This window comes from Lysinibacillus sp. BNK-21 (assembly GCF_048684915.1).
In the GTDB taxonomy this organism is placed as follows: Bacteria; Bacillota; Bacilli; order Bacillales_A; family Planococcaceae; genus Lysinibacillus; species Lysinibacillus capsici.
In genome coordinates this window covers 4,352,261-4,373,259 of the sequence record NZ_JBLQTS010000001.1, presented here as the reverse complement: position 1 = coordinate 4,373,259, position 20,999 = coordinate 4,352,261, and the positions used below count along the sequence as shown (strand labels likewise).

Genomic DNA, 20,999 nt, shown 5'->3' with positions numbered 1-20,999 from the left:
GATATTTATGGAAGCATTTATAGGAGTAATTTTACCTTGGGCAGGAACATACGCTCCAAGAGGATGGTTGTTTTGTAATGGACAACAATTACAAATTAATCAATACCAAGCTTTGTATGCAGTGATTGGATTCCAATACGGAGGGGATGGAAAAACGGTTTTTAATTTGCCAAATCTTAATGGCCGCGTTCCAGTAGGTGCCGATATGGGGGGACAAAGAGATGCAGGAATATCATCTTATTCGAATGGTAGTAAGGGTGGTACAGAGCAGACGACTTTAAGTATAAATAATTTACCAAGACACAATCATCTTTTTAGTAGCGCAGGTGGTATCCTTAAAAACGCTAATGCTACTGTTGCTATTCCCGTTGTAAATAATGATGGTACGACTAATATTCCAGATGATAACAGTACCCTCGGAAAAGGCATTTCTAATGGCAGGGACGCTAATATTTATAGTAAGAATACTTCAAACGGCACTCTAAAGTCCTTTGATGCTCCAGTAACTGGTGATGTATCAATTAGTGGGATAATAGGAGAGACAGGTAGTGGTACTTCATTTGATAATCGCCAACCTTATTTAGCAGTGAACTATATTATTTGTATCGAAGGACTATATCCACCGAGACCTTAGTAATTGAGGGGCGTGTTATGATGAAAATATTTTCTAGGTTAAAGATAGGCATTCTGTGTATTTGTATGATAGTACTAAATCTTTCTTCGATGACAATTGTGGAGGTTCCAAGAGTTTCAGCAACTACCTTTCCATCAAGCGAGGATTTTGAATCTAGTGACGGCGTGGGTACAAATCCCCGTATTATAGGGGATTGGAAATTTGCATTATTAAAAATTGATGGTACTTTGGATGATTCAAATAATAGTAACAATGATATTGACGATTTTTATCCAACTGATAAAAGTTTAGGGATGTCGGGTTACCCTGGTATTGTTACTACAGCTTCTATTAAGTCCATTAAAGGAAATTTCAAGCTAAACTCATTACGATTAGAAAGTGCGGTTAATGAAATTGTAGAACTCAAAATAGAAGGATATAGAGATAATACATTTGTTACCGGAGCTGTAGTTATAAATCAGTACATGCCTTTTGAAAAAATTGATGTCCCATTAACGGGGGAACCATGGCAAAACATCGATGAAATTAGAATTAGTAGAACAGATGGAGTTGCAGATATATTTGTGAGGATTTATCATTTGGATGTAAGTGCATCAGTTACGAGTACAGAAGATTTAATACCTCCAGAAATAAGCAATCCATCTATTAATGTTATGAATATTAGTAATAATAGCGTGACATTAAACTGGCTAAAAGCAACAGATAATATTACTTCTACAGAAGATTTAGAATATCAAATCTATCAATCTACAAGTAACAATATTGATACAGTTAGTCATATAGAGACAAATGGCATTGCTTTAGGAAACTATTCAAAGGATATCGCAACATTTGATATACCTGATTTATTACAAAATACAACCTACTATTTTAACATCATAGTGAAGGATGCAGCAGGAAATAAAACAGCCTATACTATGGTGAATGTAACTACACTTAAAGCGTATTCTGTAAGTTTTAGTGTGGACGGAGGAAGTACAGTCCCAGCACAAACAATAGCTCATGGAGAAAAAGCAACGGAGCCACCTTCACCAACGAAAGCAGGACATACATTTGTCGGCTGGTACACAAGCAGTATGGGAAATACACCATTTAATTTTGATACTGCGATTACAGGAGCCACAACGATTTATGCAAAATGGAATCCTGTGACGCATACAGTGAGCTTTGATGTAGATGGAGGAAGTACAATCCCAGCACAAACAATAGCTCATGGAGAAAAAGCAACGGAGCCACCTTCACCAACGAAAGTAGGACATACATTTGTCGGTTGGTACACAAGCAGTACGGGAAATACACCATTTAATTTTGATACGGCGATTACAGGAGACACAATCGTTTATGCAAAATGGAATCCCTTGACGTATACAGTGAGCTTTGATGTAGACGGAGGAAATACAATCCCAGCACAAACAATAGCTCATGGAGAAAAAACAACGGAGCCACCTTCACCAACGAAAGCAGGACATACATTTGTCGGCTGGTACACAAGCAGTATGGGAAATACACCATTTAATTTTGATACTACGATTACAGGAGACATAACGATTTATGCGAAATGGAGTCCTGTGACGCATACAGTGAGCTTTGATGTAGATGGAGGAAGTACAATCTCAGCACAAACAATAGCTCATGGAGAAAAAGCAACGGAGCCACCTTCACCAACGAAAGCAGGACATACATTTATTGGCTGGTACACAAGCAGTAGTGGGAATACAGCATTTAATTTTGATACTGCAATTACAGGAGACACAATGATTTATGCGAAATGGAATCCCGTGACACATACAGTGAGCTTTGATGTAGATGGGGGAAGTACAGTCCCAGCACAAACAATAGCTCATGGAGAAAAAGCGACGGAGCCACCTCCACCAACGAAAGTGGGACATACATTTGTTGGCTGGTATACAAGCAGTACGGGAAATACACCATTTAATTTTGATACTGTGATTACAGGGGACACAACGATTTATGCAAAATGGAATCCCGTGACACATACAGTGAGCTTTGATGTAGATGGGGGAAGTACAGTCCCAGCACAAACAATAGCTCATGGAGAAAAAGCGACGGAGCCACCTCCACCAACGAAAGCAGGACATACATTTGTTGGCTGGTATACAAGCAGTACGGGAAATACACCATTTAATTTTGATACTGTGATTACAGGGGACACAACGATTTATGCAAAATGGAATCCCGTGACACATACAGTGAGCTTTGATGTAGACGGAGGAAGTATAGTCCCAGCACAAACAATAGCTCATGGAGAAAAAGCAACGGAGCCACCTTCACCAACGAAAGCAGGACATACATTTGTCGGCTGGTACACAAGCAGTAGTGGGAATACAGCGTTTAATTTTGATACTGCAATTACAGGAGACACAATGATTTATGCAAAATGGAATCCCGTGACACATACAGTGAGCTTTGATGTAGATGGGGGAAGTACAGTCCCAGCACAAACAATAGCTCATGGAGAAAAAGCGACGGAGCCACCTCCACCAACGAAAGTGGGACATACATTTATTGGCTGGTATACAAGCAGTACGGGAAATACACCGTTTAATTTTGATACTGTGATTACAGGGGACACAACGATTTATGCAAAATGGAATCCCGTGACACATACAGTGAGCTTTGATGTAGACGGAGGAAGTACAATCCCAGCACAAACAATAGCTCATGGAGAAAAAGCAACGGAGCCACCTCCACCAACGAAAGCAGGACATACATTTGTCGGCTGGTACACAAGCAGTATGGGAAATACAGCATTTAATTTTGATACTACGATTACAGGAGACACAATGATTTATGCGAAATGGAATCCTGTGACTGTGACACATACGGTAAGCTTTGATGTGGCTGGCGGTAGTGCTGTCTCCAATCAGATGGTGGTACATGAAGGAAAAGCAGGTCAGCCAACACCAGCGCCAACGAAAGCTGGCTATACATTTGGGGGCTGGTATACAAGTAATGCCTACACAACACCATATAATTTTAATACTCTTATTACAGCAAACACAGTGATCTATGCAAAATGGATTAGTAATAATACAGGTGGCGGTAATACTGATCCTTCACCAAATCCTGATTCAGGTTCATCAACACCTTCAACCAATGTAGAGGAAATTGTAGTAGATGTAGAATCTGGCAATGGTGATGTAGTTTCAAAAACAACGATAAAACGAGCAAAAAATGTAGATAACACGATGAATGATGATGTCACATTAACAGCAGCAAGCGCAACAGAGACAATTAGGAAATTAAAGGAACAAGGGAATGATAAAGCAAGGATTATCATCCCAGACGAGAAGGATCAAGTAAATCAAGTCAAAGTGTCCATTCCGAAAAATGTGCTGTCAATTTTGCAAATTGGAGCAGTCCATCTCGAAATTGTTACCGATAAGGTTAGAATTGAAGTGCCAAAAACTTCATTGGAAATGTTTAATGAGAATCTATACTTCCGACTCGTTCCTATAAAAGGGCATGATAAACAGCTAGAGATTGAAGAACAAGCCAAAAGGGAAACCGTTGTGCAGCAATTGGTAGAAGGTGGGGTTGTAAAGTTGCTTGGTCGTCCAATGACCATCGAAACCAATATGCAAAGCCTTCCTGTTAAATTAACATTGCCGTTGCCTACAGATTTAACAGATGGCCAACTTGCCAATTTGGCGATCTTTATCGAGCATAGTGATGGCACAAAAGAAGTTGTTCGTGGGAAGATTGTAGAATATCAAAAGGGAATAGGTTTACAGTTTGAGGTGAATAAATTCTCCACCTTCTCCATTCTCTACTTACCAGAGAAGGAAGAAGTGAAGGAGCCAATTACTGAGGGTGTTACCCATCTACCTTACATTCAAGGCTATCCAGATGATACCTTCCGTCCAAATGCTCCTGTTACAAGGGCACAGATGGCAAGTATGTTTGCTCGTCAATTAACAGGTAACGCCATACCGCAAGCAAAGGCAACCTATACAGATACATTCCAACATGATGCTAAAGATGCAATCGAATTTGCGAAGGAAAAGGGTCTGTTTAAAGGGGTTACAGCAACGAACTTTAATCCAAACGGCTTGATTACGCGTGCACAGATGGCTACAGTGGCTGCCCGCTGGATAGAACAGCAATGTGTAGAACGTCCTGATGCCGATTTCTGTCCACCAACCTCACAAAGTCCAGCATTCAAAGATGTGAGCGTCCATCATTGGGCAGTGAAAGCAATTGATACTGTCAATGCAGCGGAAATTATGACAGGAATAACAGCCGATACATTCAATCCAGATGGATTTTTAACACGTGCACAAGCAGTGAAGGTATTAAATCGACTGTTTGAACGTCAAGTTCTTATTGAAGATCAAACACCATTATTTAAAGATGTTCCAAAACACCATTGGGCATTTTATGAGATTCAAGAAGCCGCAGTAAAGCATATTCATGAAAAATAGATAAAAAAATAATATAAGGTTATTCAATATTGCTAGCAATATTGAATAACCTTTTTTTGATAAATAAAGGTTAAGAAAAATTAACTTTTATCATTAATGAATTTTGTAGTTAGGATTTTAGTTCTATTATATAATTTTATGTGAGTTGAAAGTCATAGCAAAAGGGAGAGTAATGTTAATTATTTTACATATATGGGAGGGAACGATTTTGCGTCAAAATACACGTATTAAAAAATGTACTAAGATAATCATTTTGCTAACATTAATCTTTAGTTTTTGTTTTCAAGCACAATTAACTTATGCAACTTCTATTAATCATCCACCTGTTGTGGTAGCTTCAGAAAGAATTCAGAAGCAAACAATGACACTAGATCAAGCAAATATCGTGATTGATGTAAGTAAGCTATTCTATGATGCTGATAATGATTCATTAATATTTAAAGCTATTCCTGATTCTGTGGGGGTAGTAACAGCCGAAGTTAACTCAAATCTATTAACACTAGAGGCCTTATCCCCAGGAAAAACAAGAATAAAAGTTAGTGCTGATGATGGGAAATTAGGGAGAGCTAGTAGTAGTTTTGAGGTAGAAGTCTTGCCCAAGTTGAATAACTTACCTACTGTTGTTCAAATAATAAATGACCAAATAGGACACGTAGGGGGAGCTCCAATATTAATTGATACAAGCAATGTTTTTACTGATGTAGATAACGATAACTTGACATTAGATGTAGATTCAAGTAACAAAACTGTAGCTACAGCACAATTGAATTCACAAATGATAACTATTGTACCGCTGGCTGTGGGGCAAAGTATAATTACTGTACAAGCGGATGATGGTAATGGAGGAATTGTCTCTACAACCTTTAAATTAACAGTTACAATCCCACCTAACCAGCCTCCTGTGGTCGAACAAACAATTACTAACAAAACAGGTACTGTGGGGGATGTACTAACAATAGATGTTAGTAATATTTTTTCAGATCCAAATAATGATGTTCTTACAATAGAAGTAAACTCAAGCAATGAAACTGTGGCTACAGCTCAAATAAGTGGGCAAGTAATAACTATTTTGCCGTTAGCAGTAGGGCTAAGTACAATTACAGTGCAAGCGGATGATGGCAAAGGAGGGAAAGTATCAACTAGCTTTTCAGTTACCATAAACAATCCTACAGTGAATAACTTGCCAGTTGTAGCTCAGACTGTTAGTAATCAACGAGCAACTATTGGTGGTATACCTTGGAGTATTGATGTAGGTAATGTATTTTCAGATGCTGATAACGATTCGTTAACATTAGCTGTAAGCTCTAGTAATAGTGGAGTAGCTACGGCTAGTTTAAATGGTACAACCCTTAACATGACACAAAAAGCAATAGGGACAAGTATTATTACTATCACAGCAGATGATGGCAAAGGAGGGCTAGAATCTACAAGTTTTATATTTACTGTTGATGCTCCAGGCATTTTTATATCTGATTTTGTACAAAGTGGAAACTATAATGATGTCCTAGAAATATATAATCCTACAACGTCTCCTCTATATGGTTATCAATTAGAGATACAGCAATATAATTTAATTTCAATGCAGCATAGTGTTGAAGAATTAGATATATCTTTAGTAAATCCAAATATGAATTTTGTAGTGATTCACCCCTATTTTTATGATTTTATGGATATTACCTTATCATTTTATTACAACGAAGAATTTATTTTTAGAGATGCCTCTAAAATAACGGTGTCAATTACTTTAAAAGACAGTAATGGGAATATTGTTGATATATTGGGAACAAAAGATTCGACAACCGCTATATTGCAAAGTAATGGAGGCTATATTAGAGATAAAAGACTGCAATCAGGTTCTCCAAATTTCAATATTTTAGAGTGGACAATATTACCTAAAGACGACTTTTCTACTATCGGACATTACTAAACTATATTCTAATGAGGAAAGGGTGATTTTTATTCAACAATCTAAAAGAAAAATACTAAACTTAATTATGATATTTACCTTAGTTGCTTGCTTGCTGCCTTTATCATCTGTAGCAGCAAAAAGTGATCTAACTTCATTTAATACTGCCACTAATACGGAAGAAATGAAGTTGGCAATGACTACTGACTGGAGTGTATTACATTATACTGCTAAAGCTAATGAATTATTTCAAAGCTTTAAATTAGCAGACCAAAACTATTTAGCTAATAAGTTAATAGATGAAAGACCACAAAGTGGATATACATCTACAACATTAAGACAAACATACTTAAATGCAGTCAATAATCGTTCTTATCTTATTAATGTTAACAGTACGACAGACTCATTAACACTATGGACAGTTTTCATTGATGATGATCATTTAAATTATAATAACTACAATCTTCTCACTGTTGAAGATCAAGATGAAGTTTGTAAGCAAATTCTACTTGGCCGTCCTAATCAAGGGTATGAGTCTATAGAAACTTTACAATCTGTGTTAGATAGCAAAGTATCCAGTCTGCTTATTCAAAAGGTACAACTGGATAAAGATGCACTTAATATTCAATATGCTCAAGGTGATACCTCAGCAAATGTCACTAAAAACCTTACTTTACCAATTATCGGGGATAATGGAACAACGATTAATTGGATATCTGACAAACCTGAAGTAGTGCAAAATAATGGAAGCATTGTTCGCCCTACTATCTCCACAGGAAATCAAAAGGTAACGTTGACAGCACAAATTTTCATCGGTAATTTTGTAGATACTAAAAGCTTCACCATTGATGTAATTGCATTATCTAAAAGCCATAATGCCTTTTTAAAGGATTTGACTATTTCACAGGGAGCCTTAAATATGGCATTTAATAAAAATACAATGTCATATTCCGCTATTGTTACTTCTAAAGTAGATAGTCTATTTGTAAATCCATTAGCTGAGGATAAAAAAGCTGAAATCACAATAAATGGGAGATCCGTTGCAGAGCCGATCAAGCTTGTAACAGGTGTCAATACAATAAAAATTTTGGTAACGGCTGAAGATGGCAGTCAAAAACTTTATACAATTGTAGTAACAAAGGAGAATTCTTCTACTAATAGTGAAAATACCTCTACCTCAGAATCTTCTCCACCTTCTCCTACAGAGAGTTTTACTGTAAATGTGGAGTCGAGTAATGGAAAAGCCGTTTCTAAAACAACTATTAAGCGATTAGTAGATGTGGATGGATTGGTGAAAGATGAAGTAATTCTTACAGAAGCAAGTGTATTAGAAACTATCAATAAATTAAAAGAAGAAAAATCGGATCAAGCACGTATTGTTATTCCTAATTCGCAGGATAATGTAAAGCAAGTGGACATATCTATACCTAATAATATTGTTACTCTACTAAAAGAAAGTCGTTTAAATTTAGAAATTTCAGCTTATGATGTAAGTGTCAATGTCTCAAATGAATCATTGGCAACATTTAGTGATAATTTATACTTTAGATTAATTCCTTTAAAGGGACAAGCTGAACAATCACAGGTTGAAGAACGTGCAAAAAAAGAGTCAATTGTGCAAGAAATAGCGAATAGTTCATTTAGTAAAGTATTAGGGCAACCCATGAAAATTGAGACTAATATGCAGAATCGACCTGTATTATTAACTCTTCCATTACCTACAGATATTACAGAGGAACAGCTCAATCATCTGGCTATTTATATCGAGCATAGTGATGGCACAAAAGAAGTTGTACGTGGGAAGATTGTAGAATATCAAAAGGGAATAACAGGTTTACAGTTTGAGGTGAATAAGTTCTCCACCTTCTCCATTCTCTACTTACCAGAGAAGGAAGAAGTGAAGGAACCAACTACTGAGGGGGTTACCCATCTACCTTACATTCAAGGCTATCCAGGTGGTACCTTCCGTCCAAATGCTCCTGTTACAAGGGCACAGATGGCAAGTATGTTTGCTCGTCAATTAACAGGTAACGCCATACCGCAAGCAAAGGCAACCTATACAGACACATTCCAACATGATGCTAAAGATGCAATCGAATTTGCGAAGGAAAAGGGTCTGTTTAAAGGGGTTACAGCAACGAACTTTAATCCAAACGGCTTGATTACGCGTGCACAGATGGCTACAGTGGCAGCCCGCTGGATAGAACAGCAATGTGTAGAACGTCCTGATGCAGATTTCTGTCCACCAACCTCACAAAGTGCAGTATTCAAAGATGTGAGTGTCCATCATTGGGCAGGGCAAGCAATTGATACTGTCAATGCAGCGGAAATTATGACAGGAATAACAGCAGATACATTCAATCCAGATGGATTATTAACACGTGCACAAGCCGTGAAGGTATTAAATCGACTGTTTGAACGCCAAGTTCTTATTGAAGATCAAACACCATTATTTAAAGATGTTCCAAAACACCATTGGGCATTTTATGAGATTCAAGAAGCCGCAAAAAAATAACCAAAAAGAGGGTACGCGATTCGTAATGTAATCGCAGTGCCCTTCTTTTTCATGGCTCGAAAAGGAATTTATATCCCGAACCCCTCACTGTTATAATCTTTGCTCTATGGCCAGTAACGGATTCTAGCTTTTTTCGTAAATTACTAATATGAACCTTCAATGCCTGTGTATGCCCGATACTTTCCTCTGCCCAAATAAGCTTATACAGCTCTGAGGGGGGAAAAATTTGTCCTGGTCGTTGTGCTAGAAAGAAAAAAATTTGAAATTCCTTTGTAGATAGGGCTAATGCTGTGTTACCGATATATACTCTTCCAGAATGAACATGAAAGTGAAAATCCTCTATTATATGAGCATCTTCCTCTATATGGTGTACAGTAGCTTTTACTTGAAATTGCTTTCTACGCATGGATATTCTCTTGATTGCCTTCATTAAACGCTCTTTCTCAATAGGCTTTAAAATATAGTCAACAGCCTGTACATTAAAAGCTTCTATTGCAAAACGTTCATATGCAGTGACAAATACAATGTCCATTAAAAAAGGAAGGTCTGCAATCTTACTAGCAAATTCAATACCATTCATTTCGGCCATATCTATATCTAAAAAAAGAATATCAGGTTTGAGTGTAGGGATGTTTGCAATAGCTTCTAGTGGATTTACGAATTTTCCGATAATAGTAACATCGCTATTATCATGTAACGTGGCTTCTAATAAATTGATTGCTAAAATTTCATCATCTACTATGATGGCTTTCAACATTTTTTCACCTCTTATCATCTAAATTTAGAATATTATGTAGCCCAACTGTACTAAATAAATTTTTCGTCATCAGTTTTATACTTGCCTGTAGCAATGGAAGCTGGATTCTGAAATTATTCGATTCTGTAAATTATGTAATTTATTAGTATGTAAAACACATTTATCGTCCAATCTAACTGGATCATTACTTACAATAAAGCAATTTTTTTCTCCTTTAACTGATTTAAGTTTATTAGTATTCTCGCACTTTAGTAAATGAGATGCATTTCCCATATCGTGATGTATTATGAGGGGATAATAAAATATGCCTTTCTACCCATAGTATAGCATGCCAATAGTTAACAAAAAATAGATTAAAGCGTGTATCATAATCTAATGATAAAAATTTTAAGCTAAGTGTATTTTGTGCATTTTGTGTATTTAAAGTGCATATACTTACAATCACTCTGTTTTTTGCTTATAATGAGAAAGTCAGAATTATTTCTGAAAAAAGTAGCCACAAAGTGAGCGATTGCGATTGAAAAAATTATTATATGGTATCTTCTTTGTTGTTTTTATAGTCATTTTTTTGTACGTAAACAATCACTGGCTAGTCGTAAGTAAACATGTGTTTGAATCAGATAGTGTGCCTGACAGCTTTGATGGGCTACGCATTGTACAAGTTTCGGATTTACATGACGCTGTCTTTGGTGACAAGCAACAAAAATTGATTGCTAAGGTAAAGGATACAAAGCCTGATTATATTTTTATCACAGGTGACGTGATCGATAGTAATCGCTATAATTTAAAACAAAGCCTACAAGCAGTGGAAGGACTAGTTAAAATAGCGGATGTTTATTATGTACTAGGAAACCATGAGGTAGCGACGAATAAGGTGAATGAAATTTATGAGGCGCTGTCATCGTTAGGGGTACATATTATGGCCAACGAATCGACCGTGTTAGAGCGCGACGGGGAGCGCTTGGCGATTGTTGGTATTGAGGATCCGTTAATGGGTAGAACAACAGAAGATATGCTGGACATTGCAACGGCCTATTTGCCAGACGATATGTTTAAGTTGTTACTAGCACATAGACCAGAATTATTTAATACGTATGTAAATTATCACATAAATTTAGTATTTTCGGGACATGCGCATGGTGGGCAAGTTCGTATTCCTGGGCTTGGAGGACTTGTGGCACCAGGACAGGGGCTGTTCCCAAAATATACAGCTGGTGTCTACGAAGCAGACGCGACGAAAATGGTAGTTAGTAGAGGGTTGGGTAATAGCACAGTACCATATCGTATTTTTAATCTACCAGAAATTATTGTGATGGATCTAAAGAAAAAATAAGCACTGCGTAAAATTTACGCAGTGCTTTCAATTTGTTTGCGTTCTATACGTTTAACGAGGTAAATACTTATTTCATATAAAATAATCATCGGTATTAATACGAGTAACTGACTTATAAAGTCTGGTGGCGTGATAACAGCGGAGCCTACGCCCATTGCGATATAAGACCAGCCTCGTATTTTTTTCATGGATTCAGCAGTCAGTACACCAATGGCTGATAAGAATAGGGCAACAATCGGTAACTCAAATAATAGACCAAGCGGTACAGTCGTCATGATTAAAAAGTGCATATATTCATTTGCTGATACCATGACATCGAAATTGGTAGCCCCAATGCTTACTAAGAATGTATAGCTAAGTGGGTTAACGACGAAATAGCCAAAAGCTACTCCTACTAAAAATAGAACTAACATGATTGGTGCATAGAGGCCTAAAAATCGACTTTCCTCTTCTTTTAAGCCTGGTTTAATAAAGCTCCAAAGAAAGTGGACGAGGAAAGGCATTGCAAGACCAAAAGCTAAAGTTGTTGAAATCGTCATGTAAAATTTAACTACTTCTAGTGGTCCTAAAATAACGAGTGAGTGACCTCGCGTTATGAATGGAAACCAAATATTAATAGTAGAAAAGACAACAATGAAAAATAAAATAAAAACCGTTAACCCTTTGATAATTTGCTTACGTAAATCACTAAGATGCTCCAATAATGAGGTAACAGGTATCAGGGGTTCATCTGACACATGATCCTCTTCAATTGCTACCGTAGGTATTTCAACTAAAGCCTCCACTGGCTTTGGAGGCTCGGCTTGTGGTTTATCTAGAGGGCTTAAATATTTTCTTTTTCCGTCTTCATATGGATCCATAGGAAACCCTCCTACGAAGCATCAGATTTTTTTTCGACCTTTTTTACGGTATCATCTTCATCATCCATAAGTCCCTTAGTAGACTTTTTAAATTCTGCAAACGTTTTGCCAACTGCTCCACCGATTTCTGGTAATTTTTTTGGGCCAAATACAATTAATACAATCACTAAAATAATGATTAATCCAGGTACTCCAATTGCTCCTAGACCTCCCATAAGTCTTGCCTCCTTTAGAATGATTTTTTTATACTAATGAACCACCTGATTGACTGTATTTGATGACTCCCTCAGCACAACGGTAGGCAAGTGCCCCTAATGTGCCTGTTGGATTATAACCACTATTGTGTGCAAAGTTGCCTGCACTTACTGCGAAAAGGTTATCAACATCCCAGTGCTGTAAGTAATTATTCACAACCCCTTGTTCTGGTGTTAAGCTCATCACCGTACCACCTGTATTATGCGTTGTTTGGTAAGGTACGATATTGTAATCGGTAATTTCCGCGTTAGGGACAATAGTTTTTGCACCCATTTCCTTCATAATGTCAGCTGCACGTGCAGAGATATATTTATGAAGAGCTCGATCCTGATCAGTAAAATTGTATGTTAACTGAGTTAATGGCAGCCCGTAAGCATCCTTATAGGTAGGGTCCAGTGATATATAGTTTTCCTTATGTGGCATAGATGCTCCTTGCGCACCAATCCCAAATGAACGTGTATAGTAATAAATAGATTGCTTTTTAAATTCTGGTCCCCAAGTAGGCGTATCAGGCGGAGTTGGATTTGAGCCGATTGGTCGCGTACCTGTCTGTGTAAGTGCAATATTACCTCCGTGAATAAAATCTAAATCACTATGGTCAAAATTATCCCCATTGTAATCGTCTATACACATGCCTAACGAACCTGCACCCATAAATGTATTGTATTGTTCCTCGAAGAACCCAGCAGCACCAGGCAAAATTTGATAGCAATAGTTTCTGCCAAGTGTTCCTTTGCCAGTAGTAGGGTCATATCTTTCACCAATGTCAGAGACCATTAATAGCTTGGCATTATTAAAGACATAACTAGTTAATACAACAGCATTAGCTGGCTGAATGAATTCTTCTCCCGAAACAGTATCGATATATCTTACACCTGTAGCCTTGTTACCCTGCTTTAAAATTTCAACAACATTGGAATTAAAGCGTAAATCAAAATTCCCTGTCTTCAGGGCTGTAGGGACAACAGTAATTTCTGCGGACGACTTTGCACCATATTCGCATCCAAAGCGTTCACAAAAACCACAATATTGGCAAGCGTTGATTGTTTCGCCATCTGGATTTTTATAAACCTCTGATACATTAGCTGATGGAACCATATAAGGTGTTAGCTTCAGGTTTGTTGCAGCTTTTTCGAATTGTGCAAGCATAGGCGTTTTTTTCATAGGCGGTGTTGGATAGGGATTCGAACGCTTTCCACTAAATTTATTTTTATCATCACCCGAAATACCAGCTGTTTTCTCGAACTTATCGAAATAGGGCTCAAGCTGATCATATGTTAATCCCCAATCCTGAATCAGATAATCTGGTCCAAGCTTATTTGGTCCATAACGTTTATCTGTTAATGTCTTGATTTGAAAATCATAGGGTAAAAATCGATAAGTCATTCCATTCCAATGTGTTCCTGATCCACCCAGACCCTCTCCAAGTAAGAAGGAGCCAAGCTGACGCATTGGTAATGCCTTCATATTTCGATCATTCCGAAAGCTTACGGTCTCTTTAGAAAGATTTTGCATTAAATCATATCGGATGGCATAACGGTATTCGTCATGAACATTTAAATAATCCTCGGTCCCACGCTTTTGACCTCGCTCTAAACCGACTACCTTTAAGCCAGCTTTAGCACATTCAGCAGCGACAATACCGCCAGTCCAACCTACACCAACTGTTACAACGTCTACACTCGGTAATGTTTTAGCCATTTTGTATCCCCCCTTAGTGGTTGCCTAATGGATTAGGCTCAATTTTTTGGAACTTGGCATCTTCTATTTGTGTAATATAAGCCATCTGGTGACCAGGGAAGCCCTTCATACGCCAGCCATCCATATTGCGATTTCCTCCATACATAGGGTCAGAATAAGCTCCCTCTAATGTAGCTGCTCGTAATAATGTAAAGAAGAACGCGGAAGTAACCCCAACCATTTCTATGTCACCTTTTTGGAAGGCAGTTAATATTTCATCCATTTGTTTGCCATCTAAATCGTTAAAGCTTTTCTTATAACGCTTTTGTGCTTCATCCTCCATTTTTTGAATACCCTGTCTAAAAATTTCCGCTCGCGTTAAACGGCTCTGATAGCCTTGAGTTGGGGCACCAACATCAAATGGACCTTGCATATATTCTTTAGAGTTACTTCCATAATTTCCTGCAAGTTGATGATCGATAAAATAGGGAACGTCTAAACCAATAGCTCCTGGTCCCAAATCGTCCTCTGGGAAGATACGTTCCGTGGCCTTTGATAAGATACTAAAATCTTTTTCATTTCTGAAGAACATCTTAGCTTTTGGTGAGCCTGTGGCCTCATTCGTTGTTTCATGACCACCATGCTCTAGGGTAGAAGTACCTTTACCATGGATGTTGTAACCAACTAATCCTCCAATTAAACCACCACCGACTAATGTACCAGCAGCAATACCTGTAGTTTTTAAAAAGTCTCGACGAGAAACATTATTTTTGTCTGAACTCATGGAAATCCTCCCCTCAAAATGTGTTAAACGGATCCTATCTTTAATAATCAGCAAAAAATGTGAATTATAATCAATTTTTGTTGGAAAATGTTTTAATTACCTCTATTAGCATGGTGTACTCTCCTTTTTAATGACAAGAGGGATCTATGAATTGAAAATTTTGTAGAAAATTGTTAGCACTATAAAGGTAGTGTAAATGGTATTATTATACATTTATTAATCATATTGGAAAACTTTTGTTGACTTCTACTTTTAGTGACTTTACTCTGAAGTTATGCAAAAATATGCGGATTGTATAGCTAAAAATGGAAGAAGTGAGAAAAAGAGAAATGTGGTTAAAAGGTATTGGTGGTAAATTAATTGTTGCAATTATAGCTCTTGTATTTGTAACATGTGGCACGCTTGGGCTATCTACTTGGATAAATAGTACAAAAGCTGTGAATGAGCAAGTGGAATCTAATTTGGTATCTAGAGCAGAGGATGTTTCCAAATACATAGAAGAACACTTCCAATTAACACTAGTGGAGGTGGAAGCCATTGCAGAGCAAGAGGCAGTTCGGAGCATGGACTTTGAAAAGCAGAAGCAGTATCTATCGAAACGTCTTGCCAGTAATGAAAATTACTTAGGTTTTGGCATTATCAATGCTAATGGAGTTGCCCATTATCTGGATGATACAACAGCTGATCTAGGGGATCGTGATTACGTAAAAGAAGGTTTTACTGGTAAGTCTGTCATGTCTGACATTACGATTAGTCGTGTAACAGGTGAACCAGTCATTTTAATCGTTTCTCCAATTGACACAGTGACAGGTGAAAAAGCTTTATTATTAGCACGTATTGACGGCTATTACCTATCTAAAATTGTAGAAGGCATTAAGGTTGGAGACAGTGGCTATGCATTTATGTTAGATGCTAACGGAACAATTATTGGACATAATAATCATTCGTATGTGAAGGAGCAATACAATCCAATTAAGGAAGCAGACGAAACAGGTATCAAGACAGGAAGAGCAATGGCTGCTAAAGAAATGATTGCTAATGATAACGGTTATTTTTCTTTTGAAACGGAAGATACAGGAACTAGTCTAATGGGCTATCATACCCTCGATAATGGTTGGAAAATGGGGGTTATCGCATTAGAAGATGAGATGTTTTCAGGGCTTTCTAAGCTTAAGACGAACTTCATTGTCACTACGATCATAGTTTCAATACTTGGGCTATGCATCTCATTTGCCATTTCTCGCTCTGTTAGTAGACCACTTCGACATGTACTTCGCATTAGTGAGGGCTTATCGGAAGGAGACTTTACACAGGAAATTCCAGAAAAATATTTGAAACGTATTGATGAAATGGGAACGATGGCACGTGCATTAGATCGTATGACTGATAATATGCGGGAAATGATAGCCAAAGTGAGTCAAGAAGCAACGGCAGTGAATGAAGCTGCGTGTGATTTAATGGGAGATGTAAATGGAGTAACAAAGCGTTCAAAGCAAATTGCTGGTGCAATAAGTGAAGTAGATCGAGGGGCACAAAGCCAAACTGTGATGGCAGAGGAAAGTGCCTCAGCAATGGAACAAATGGCGATAGGGATACAAAATGTAGCTGAAGTTGCCTCCACAATTGCTTGTAATACAGATTTTATTTCCCAGAAAATTAGTGAAAGCAATCATGCAGTTCAACAATCCGTTTTACGTATGAATGAGATTCAGCAAGGCACAACAGATGAACTATCAATTATACACAAGCTAGAAAAAGAGTCAGAAGAAATTAGCTTAATTTCAAAAATGATTACCGATATCTCCGATCAAACAAATTTATTGGCATTGAATGCCTCTATAGAAGCAGCACGGGCAGGAGATGCTGGTAAAGGCTTTGCCGTTGTAGCAGAAGAAGTTCGCAAGCTATCGGAGCAAACAGCAGAATCAGCTACTAAAATTAATGTGCTTATTGAAAGAGTTCAATCTTATACATTAGAAGTAGTAAAAGCAGCTGAATTTGGTGAAGATAATGTTGAGCGTGGTTTAGCTTCTATTGAGGCAGTGGGAGAACGCTTCGAGGAAATGGTTCAAGCAGTAGGAGAAATAGCAGGTCAAATTGAAGAAATGAATGCTTCAGCTGAACAAATGTCTGCCAATACGGAGGAAGTTTCCGCGTCTATGGAAGAAATGGCAGCTACTGCACATGCGGCAAGTGATTATGTGCATGAGGTAACAGATGCAACAGCGGAACAGTTGAAGACGGTGGCAGTAATGAACAATCAAACTGAAAAACTATCAGAAATGGCAAAACGTTTATATGAAGCCATTCAAAAATTTAAATATTAAATTAGAGAGGAGCTGTCTATTAATGACAGCTCCTCTCAGAGTGTTGAAAAACAAAACCATCCATACAATTTTTGTGAAAGGTCAAAATGGATTACCGCTCCATGCAGAGGATCGTCTGTCTCGCTATCCCACGAAAGTCAGGTATCCATCCACTCCACCTCATAAAAATGTTACCTTTTTAGCGAAGGCTGAATTGAAGGTGTTCACTACTCATTTTATGGAGAGGTGTGGTCAATCATCATTTCTCCCATTGAAAATAAGAGTCTATCCTTTCTCGAATTATACATTTGCTATTTTGTTCACAACGACTGTATGAAAGATAAGGAAAAGCCACTTTTACAGAATGGTTGATTGGAGAGGAGCCAGTGTCACTCCTAGGGGATTTAGCGTCACAGATGAGACCCTGGAGCGAACGTAAGTGAGTGAAGCGACTCATCGGACGCCCCCTGGAAAGGACGCTGGCGGAACGGAAATCAACCCCTCGCCTAGTCAAGAAGTCTTTTTCTGCTAGCGACATTTTCTTTTTTCAACAACATAGTAGGAGCCGTCTTTTAATAACAGCTCCTCTATTATAATGCAACTAAGCGTCTTGCATCACTGCTAGTAATTCTTCTTTCGAAACGGTGCAATCGCCACCGCCTTGTACCATTTGGTCACTTCCGCCACCCTTACCATTAATAAGAGGCAGTGCCTTTTGGGCAACATCCTTCATGCTTTTTGAAACATTATTACCTCTTGCTGCAACGAATTGTAGTTTGCCTTCATTTTCAGACACAAGTAGAGCTATTACATCTTTCTGTTCCGTAACAATCATACGGGCTATTTTTTGTAGCTCTTGCATTGTTCGCTGATTAAAAGCAGCCGTTACGACACCTTCGCTATTAACAAGTGCCTTTGCTTCATACGTGAGTAATTCCTCTTTCGCAGCAGCGAGTGCTTTTTCTGTAGTTTTTTGAGTAGATAAAACTTTTGTAAGTGCTGTGGCAGCATCAATTTCAGGGACACTTAATTGACGAGCAACGTCCGCTAATATTTTTTTTCGCATGCCAAGCTCAGTCAAAACGCGTTGACCACACACAAAAGAAACGCGCACATTGCCCTTCATTTTTTCGGTCCCTAATATTTTGATGGTACTAACTTGCCCTGTGGATGTAGGGTGAGTGCCACCACAACCGTTGTAATCAAAATTAGGGATAATCACAAGTCGAATGTCTCCCGTCACTGCGACCTCTTTACGAAGATTATAGTTGCCCAGCTCTTGCTCTGTAACCCAGATAGTTTGAATGGGGCGGTTCTCTAGAATAATGTCATTGGCTCTTGCTTCTGCCGCTGCAAGCTGTTGCTCAGAAATCGTTTCTATAGCAAGATCAATTGTTACTTGCTCACTGCCTAGATGAAAGCTTACAGTCTGCGCATTAAAAAGCTCTACAAAAGCAGCTGTTAAAATATGTTGCCCAGCATGCTGCTGCATATGATCGAATCGTCTTGGCCAATTTAACTTGCCATGTACCACACCATCTAAAGTCGATAGATCACCTTCAATATAGTGACGAATTTCATCATCCACTTTTTCAACATCTATGACCTCCAACGCATTCAATGTACCTGTATCGTGAGGTTGACCACCACCAGTTGGATAGAAAGCGGTGTTCGATAGTACAACATAATGACGGTCGGATTCGTCAGTTCCTTTACTAATAATAGTTGCATCAAACTCTTGTAACATAACGTCTTGATAATATAATAGCTCTTTCATGAAAAGCCTCCTCGTATGTAGGGAAATTTAGTTCTAAATTAATTCCATTTCATTGTGGCATAATTACTTACAGGTGTATACGAGTTTTCTAGTTGACCCATGCTGAAATTGATTTAATATAGAAAAGAACAGCTAAAGAAAAAGGAGCAAATATAATGGAAATTACACAATTCTCAATGGAAGAGATTTTAGACCCAACAAATATTATTGAAGGTAAGCGTTATGAATTTATTCTGGATGTAGAAATTGATGAAGAGGATGAGCTTTACCACGAAGCTGGCATTGAAATTCGTGTCCTAATTGGTGAAAAAGACGAAGAACCATTTATATTAAATTACTTCATCATGGAAAAGGCTGAAGGTGAATATTTAGACTTTGCATTAGAGGATGATGAACTAGAAGAAATTTTGACATTCTGTAAAGAAGAAATAGCGAAAGCATAGTAAGTAACAGGTAGAGAGTAGATTCTTTACCTGTTTTTTTATTGAATTAAGGATTATGTAAGCTTGATGAAATATACATGTAGTATTGAAGGATTAAACTTAGTTTTAGTGTTCAGAAAATAGGGCAATTTAAAGAGAGAGGTGTTTCTATGTCAACGTACACGCAATCCATTTTTATAGCATTTTTCATAACTATTATTTTATCCTTTGTACTATTTATACCATGGCTGATTTATACGTATCGTAAGTATGGATACTTATCGATGTCCAAAACAATTATCATGTTCTCATTTATTTTTTACTTTTTATCAGCGCTTTGTTTAGTATTACTACCATTTCCGTCTACAAGAGATACTTGCTCACTTCAATCCGCTGACACCGTTCATACTAATTTGCGACTTTTTCAATTTGTTGATGATGTTTTAAAGGATAGTGGCGTTGTTGTCACAAATCCATCTACATGGCTTGCTATCACAAAACAGCAGGCATTTTTTCAAGCCTTCTTTAATTTCTTACTACTAATGCCATTCGGCGTTTACTTGCGATATTTTCTTAAAGAAAGAAGGTACTGGAAACGTGCATTTTTAATTAGCTTTTTGCTAACATTGTTTTATGAGGTCACACAAAGAACAGGCATTTATGGCATCTTTAATTGCGCATACCGAATCTTTGATGTCGATGACTTATTACTAAACAGTGTAGGTGCGCTCCTAGGTTTCTTCTTAGCACCAATTGTTTGGGCATTATTCCCCTCTCATGAAGAGATTGAGGCTAAAGCTGCTGAAATGGAGAAAAATGATATTGTTAAGCCGATTTCTATTTTACTAGCATTGGCCATTGATTTATTTATCGTCCAATCAGTTTGGATGATTATTGGTGTTCTGACAGGGTATAGCGGTACTTTTGAATTCTTAGTGAAAATGGCTCTGTACGTGGTACTCTTTGGGGTGTTACCAAGTATGATGAATGGTGCAACACTCGGTATGAAGGTGATGCGTTTTACAATGTTCAACAAGAATGGCAAAAGTATTGTAAAGCAATCATGGCGTCGTTGTATTGCTATTATCGCTACCTTGTGTTTATCAGAAGCCATTACAACATTAGGTGACATCCAATTAGATATGGATTCACCATTTTATGTTCTACAAATTGTCATTTCTCTACTTGCCGCAATAGCAGGTTTTGCACTTACAATGATAATAGCTATTCATGTGGTACGGGTCATCGTAAGTGGTGGAAAACGACGTTTGTATATCGATCAATATGCAGATTTAATGGCAACAAGGAAAAAATAAGGGGGCTTG

Annotated in this window: 14 protein-coding genes; 8 read left to right on the top strand and 6 right to left on the bottom strand. The window is 37.7% G+C overall.

Annotated features, from left to right (window positions below; translation table 11 throughout):
* The first annotated feature begins 7 nt into the window (after positions 1–7).
* The 4 genes from ACMGGO_RS21865 to ACMGGO_RS21850 all read left to right on the top strand — a co-directional run bounded on the left by ACMGGO_RS21865 (position 8) and on the right by ACMGGO_RS21850 (position 9,500).
* On the top strand, positions 8–634 hold the full coding sequence (locus ACMGGO_RS21865) for a phage tail protein (protein ID WP_048390792.1): 627 nt from the start codon (positions 8–10) through the stop codon (positions 632–634).
* Between the two features lie 20 nt (positions 635–654).
* Positions 655–5,079 (top strand): InlB B-repeat-containing protein, encoded by a 4,425-nt coding sequence (locus ACMGGO_RS21860; RefSeq protein WP_420282262.1) that lies wholly within the window; start codon positions 655–657, stop codon positions 5,077–5,079.
* A 208-nt stretch (positions 5,080–5,287) separates the two neighbouring features.
* Positions 5,288–7,006 carry an RTX toxin gene (locus ACMGGO_RS21855; RefSeq protein ID WP_420282261.1) on the top strand — a complete coding sequence of 573 codons (1,719 nt, stop codon included), beginning with the start codon at positions 5,288–5,290 and terminating at the stop codon, positions 7,004–7,006.
* A 22-nt stretch (positions 7,007–7,028) separates the two neighbouring features.
* Positions 7,029–9,500: an S-layer homology domain-containing protein gene (locus ACMGGO_RS21850; protein ID WP_420282260.1), complete on the top strand. Its 2,472-nt coding sequence runs from the start codon at positions 7,029–7,031 to the stop codon at positions 9,498–9,500.
* A gap of 49 nt (positions 9,501–9,549) precedes the next feature.
* Here ACMGGO_RS21850 and ACMGGO_RS21845 read toward each other — a convergent pair whose 3' ends face one another.
* Positions 9,550–10,257 carry a response regulator transcription factor gene (locus tag ACMGGO_RS21845; protein WP_328025730.1) on the bottom strand — a complete coding sequence of 236 codons (708 nt, stop codon included), beginning with the start codon at positions 10,255–10,257 and terminating at the stop codon, positions 9,550–9,552.
* Positions 10,258–10,774: 517 nt separating this feature from the next.
* Between ACMGGO_RS21845 and ACMGGO_RS21840 the strand changes: the two genes are divergently transcribed.
* A complete protein-coding gene (locus tag ACMGGO_RS21840) occupies positions 10,775–11,590 on the top strand; it encodes a metallophosphoesterase (RefSeq protein WP_048390788.1) in 816 nt (271 codons plus the stop codon).
* 14 nt (positions 11,591–11,604) lie between these two features.
* Here the strand turns inward: ACMGGO_RS21840 and tatC are convergent, their stop codons facing one another.
* Genes tatC through ACMGGO_RS21820 form a run of 4 tightly spaced genes read right to left on the bottom strand, consistent with a single transcriptional unit; the run spans position 11,605 to position 15,169 of the window.
* Positions 11,605–12,450 (bottom strand): twin-arginine translocase subunit TatC, encoded by an 846-nt coding sequence (gene tatC / locus ACMGGO_RS21835; protein WP_048390786.1) that lies wholly within the window; start codon positions 12,448–12,450, stop codon positions 11,605–11,607.
* An 11-nt stretch (positions 12,451–12,461) separates the two neighbouring features.
* Entirely contained in the window at positions 12,462–12,665 is a 204-nt protein-coding gene (gene tatA / locus ACMGGO_RS21830; protein WP_048390784.1) for a twin-arginine translocase TatA/TatE family subunit, read from the bottom strand.
* Between the two features lie 28 nt (positions 12,666–12,693).
* Positions 12,694–14,406 carry a GMC family oxidoreductase gene (locus ACMGGO_RS21825; RefSeq protein ID WP_004233912.1) on the bottom strand — a complete coding sequence of 571 codons (1,713 nt, stop codon included), beginning with the start codon at positions 14,404–14,406 and terminating at the stop codon, positions 12,694–12,696.
* Positions 14,407–14,419: 13 nt separating this feature from the next.
* Entirely contained in the window at positions 14,420–15,169 is a 750-nt protein-coding gene (locus tag ACMGGO_RS21820) for a gluconate 2-dehydrogenase subunit 3 family protein (RefSeq protein ID WP_054548901.1), read from the bottom strand.
* Between the two features lie 329 nt (positions 15,170–15,498).
* On the opposite strand from ACMGGO_RS21820, the gene ACMGGO_RS21815 reads away from it, so the two are divergent.
* Positions 15,499–17,496, top strand: a complete 1,998-nt coding sequence (locus ACMGGO_RS21815; protein WP_305210640.1) for a methyl-accepting chemotaxis protein — start codon at positions 15,499–15,501, stop codon at positions 17,494–17,496.
* 580 nt (positions 17,497–18,076) lie between these two features.
* Here the strand turns inward: ACMGGO_RS21815 and ACMGGO_RS21810 are convergent.
* Positions 18,077–19,252, bottom strand: a complete 1,176-nt coding sequence (locus ACMGGO_RS21810) for an alanyl-tRNA editing protein (RefSeq protein WP_420282259.1) — start codon at positions 19,250–19,252, stop codon at positions 18,077–18,079.
* Positions 19,253–19,407: 155 nt separating this feature from the next.
* On the opposite strand from ACMGGO_RS21810, the gene ACMGGO_RS21805 reads away from it, so the two are divergent.
* Both ACMGGO_RS21805 and ACMGGO_RS21800 read left to right on the top strand, forming a co-directional pair.
* Positions 19,408–19,695 (top strand): DUF6509 family protein, encoded by a 288-nt coding sequence (locus ACMGGO_RS21805; protein ID WP_036075918.1) that lies wholly within the window; start codon positions 19,408–19,410, stop codon positions 19,693–19,695.
* Between the two features lie 149 nt (positions 19,696–19,844).
* A complete protein-coding gene (locus ACMGGO_RS21800) occupies positions 19,845–20,990 on the top strand; it encodes a VanZ family protein (protein ID WP_420282258.1) in 1,146 nt (381 codons plus the stop codon).
* Positions 20,991–20,999: the final 9 nt, after the last annotated feature.

What these genes read in the sequence shown, in the direction of transcription:
- ACMGGO_RS21865 (WP_048390792.1), top strand. Translation starts at nt 8, where the DNA reads ATGGAAGCATTTATAGGAGTAATTTTACCTTGGGCAGGAACATACGCT.
- ACMGGO_RS21860 (WP_420282262.1), top strand. Translation starts at nt 655, where the DNA reads ATGAAAATATTTTCTAGGTTAAAGATAGGCATTCTGTGTATTTGTATG.
- ACMGGO_RS21845 (WP_328025730.1), bottom strand. Translation starts at nt 10,257, where the DNA reads ATGTTGAAAGCCATCATAGTAGATGATGAAATTTTAGCAATCAATTTA.
- tatC (WP_048390786.1), bottom strand. Translation starts at nt 12,450, where the DNA reads ATGGATCCATATGAAGACGGAAAAAGAAAATATTTAAGCCCTCTAGAT.
- tatA (WP_048390784.1), bottom strand. Translation starts at nt 12,665, where the DNA reads ATGGGAGGTCTAGGAGCAATTGGAGTACCTGGATTAATCATTATTTTA.
- ACMGGO_RS21825 (WP_004233912.1), bottom strand. Translation starts at nt 14,406, where the DNA reads ATGGCTAAAACATTACCGAGTGTAGACGTTGTAACAGTTGGTGTAGGT.
- ACMGGO_RS21820 (WP_054548901.1), bottom strand. Translation starts at nt 15,169, where the DNA reads ATGAGTTCAGACAAAAATAATGTTTCTCGTCGAGACTTTTTAAAAACT.
- ACMGGO_RS21815 (WP_305210640.1), top strand. Translation starts at nt 15,499, where the DNA reads ATGTGGTTAAAAGGTATTGGTGGTAAATTAATTGTTGCAATTATAGCT.
- ACMGGO_RS21810 (WP_420282259.1), bottom strand. Translation starts at nt 19,252, where the DNA reads ATGAAAGAGCTATTATATTATCAAGACGTTATGTTACAAGAGTTTGAT.
- ACMGGO_RS21805 (WP_036075918.1), top strand. Translation starts at nt 19,408, where the DNA reads ATGGAAATTACACAATTCTCAATGGAAGAGATTTTAGACCCAACAAAT.
- ACMGGO_RS21800 (WP_420282258.1), top strand. Translation starts at nt 19,845, where the DNA reads ATGTCAACGTACACGCAATCCATTTTTATAGCATTTTTCATAACTATT.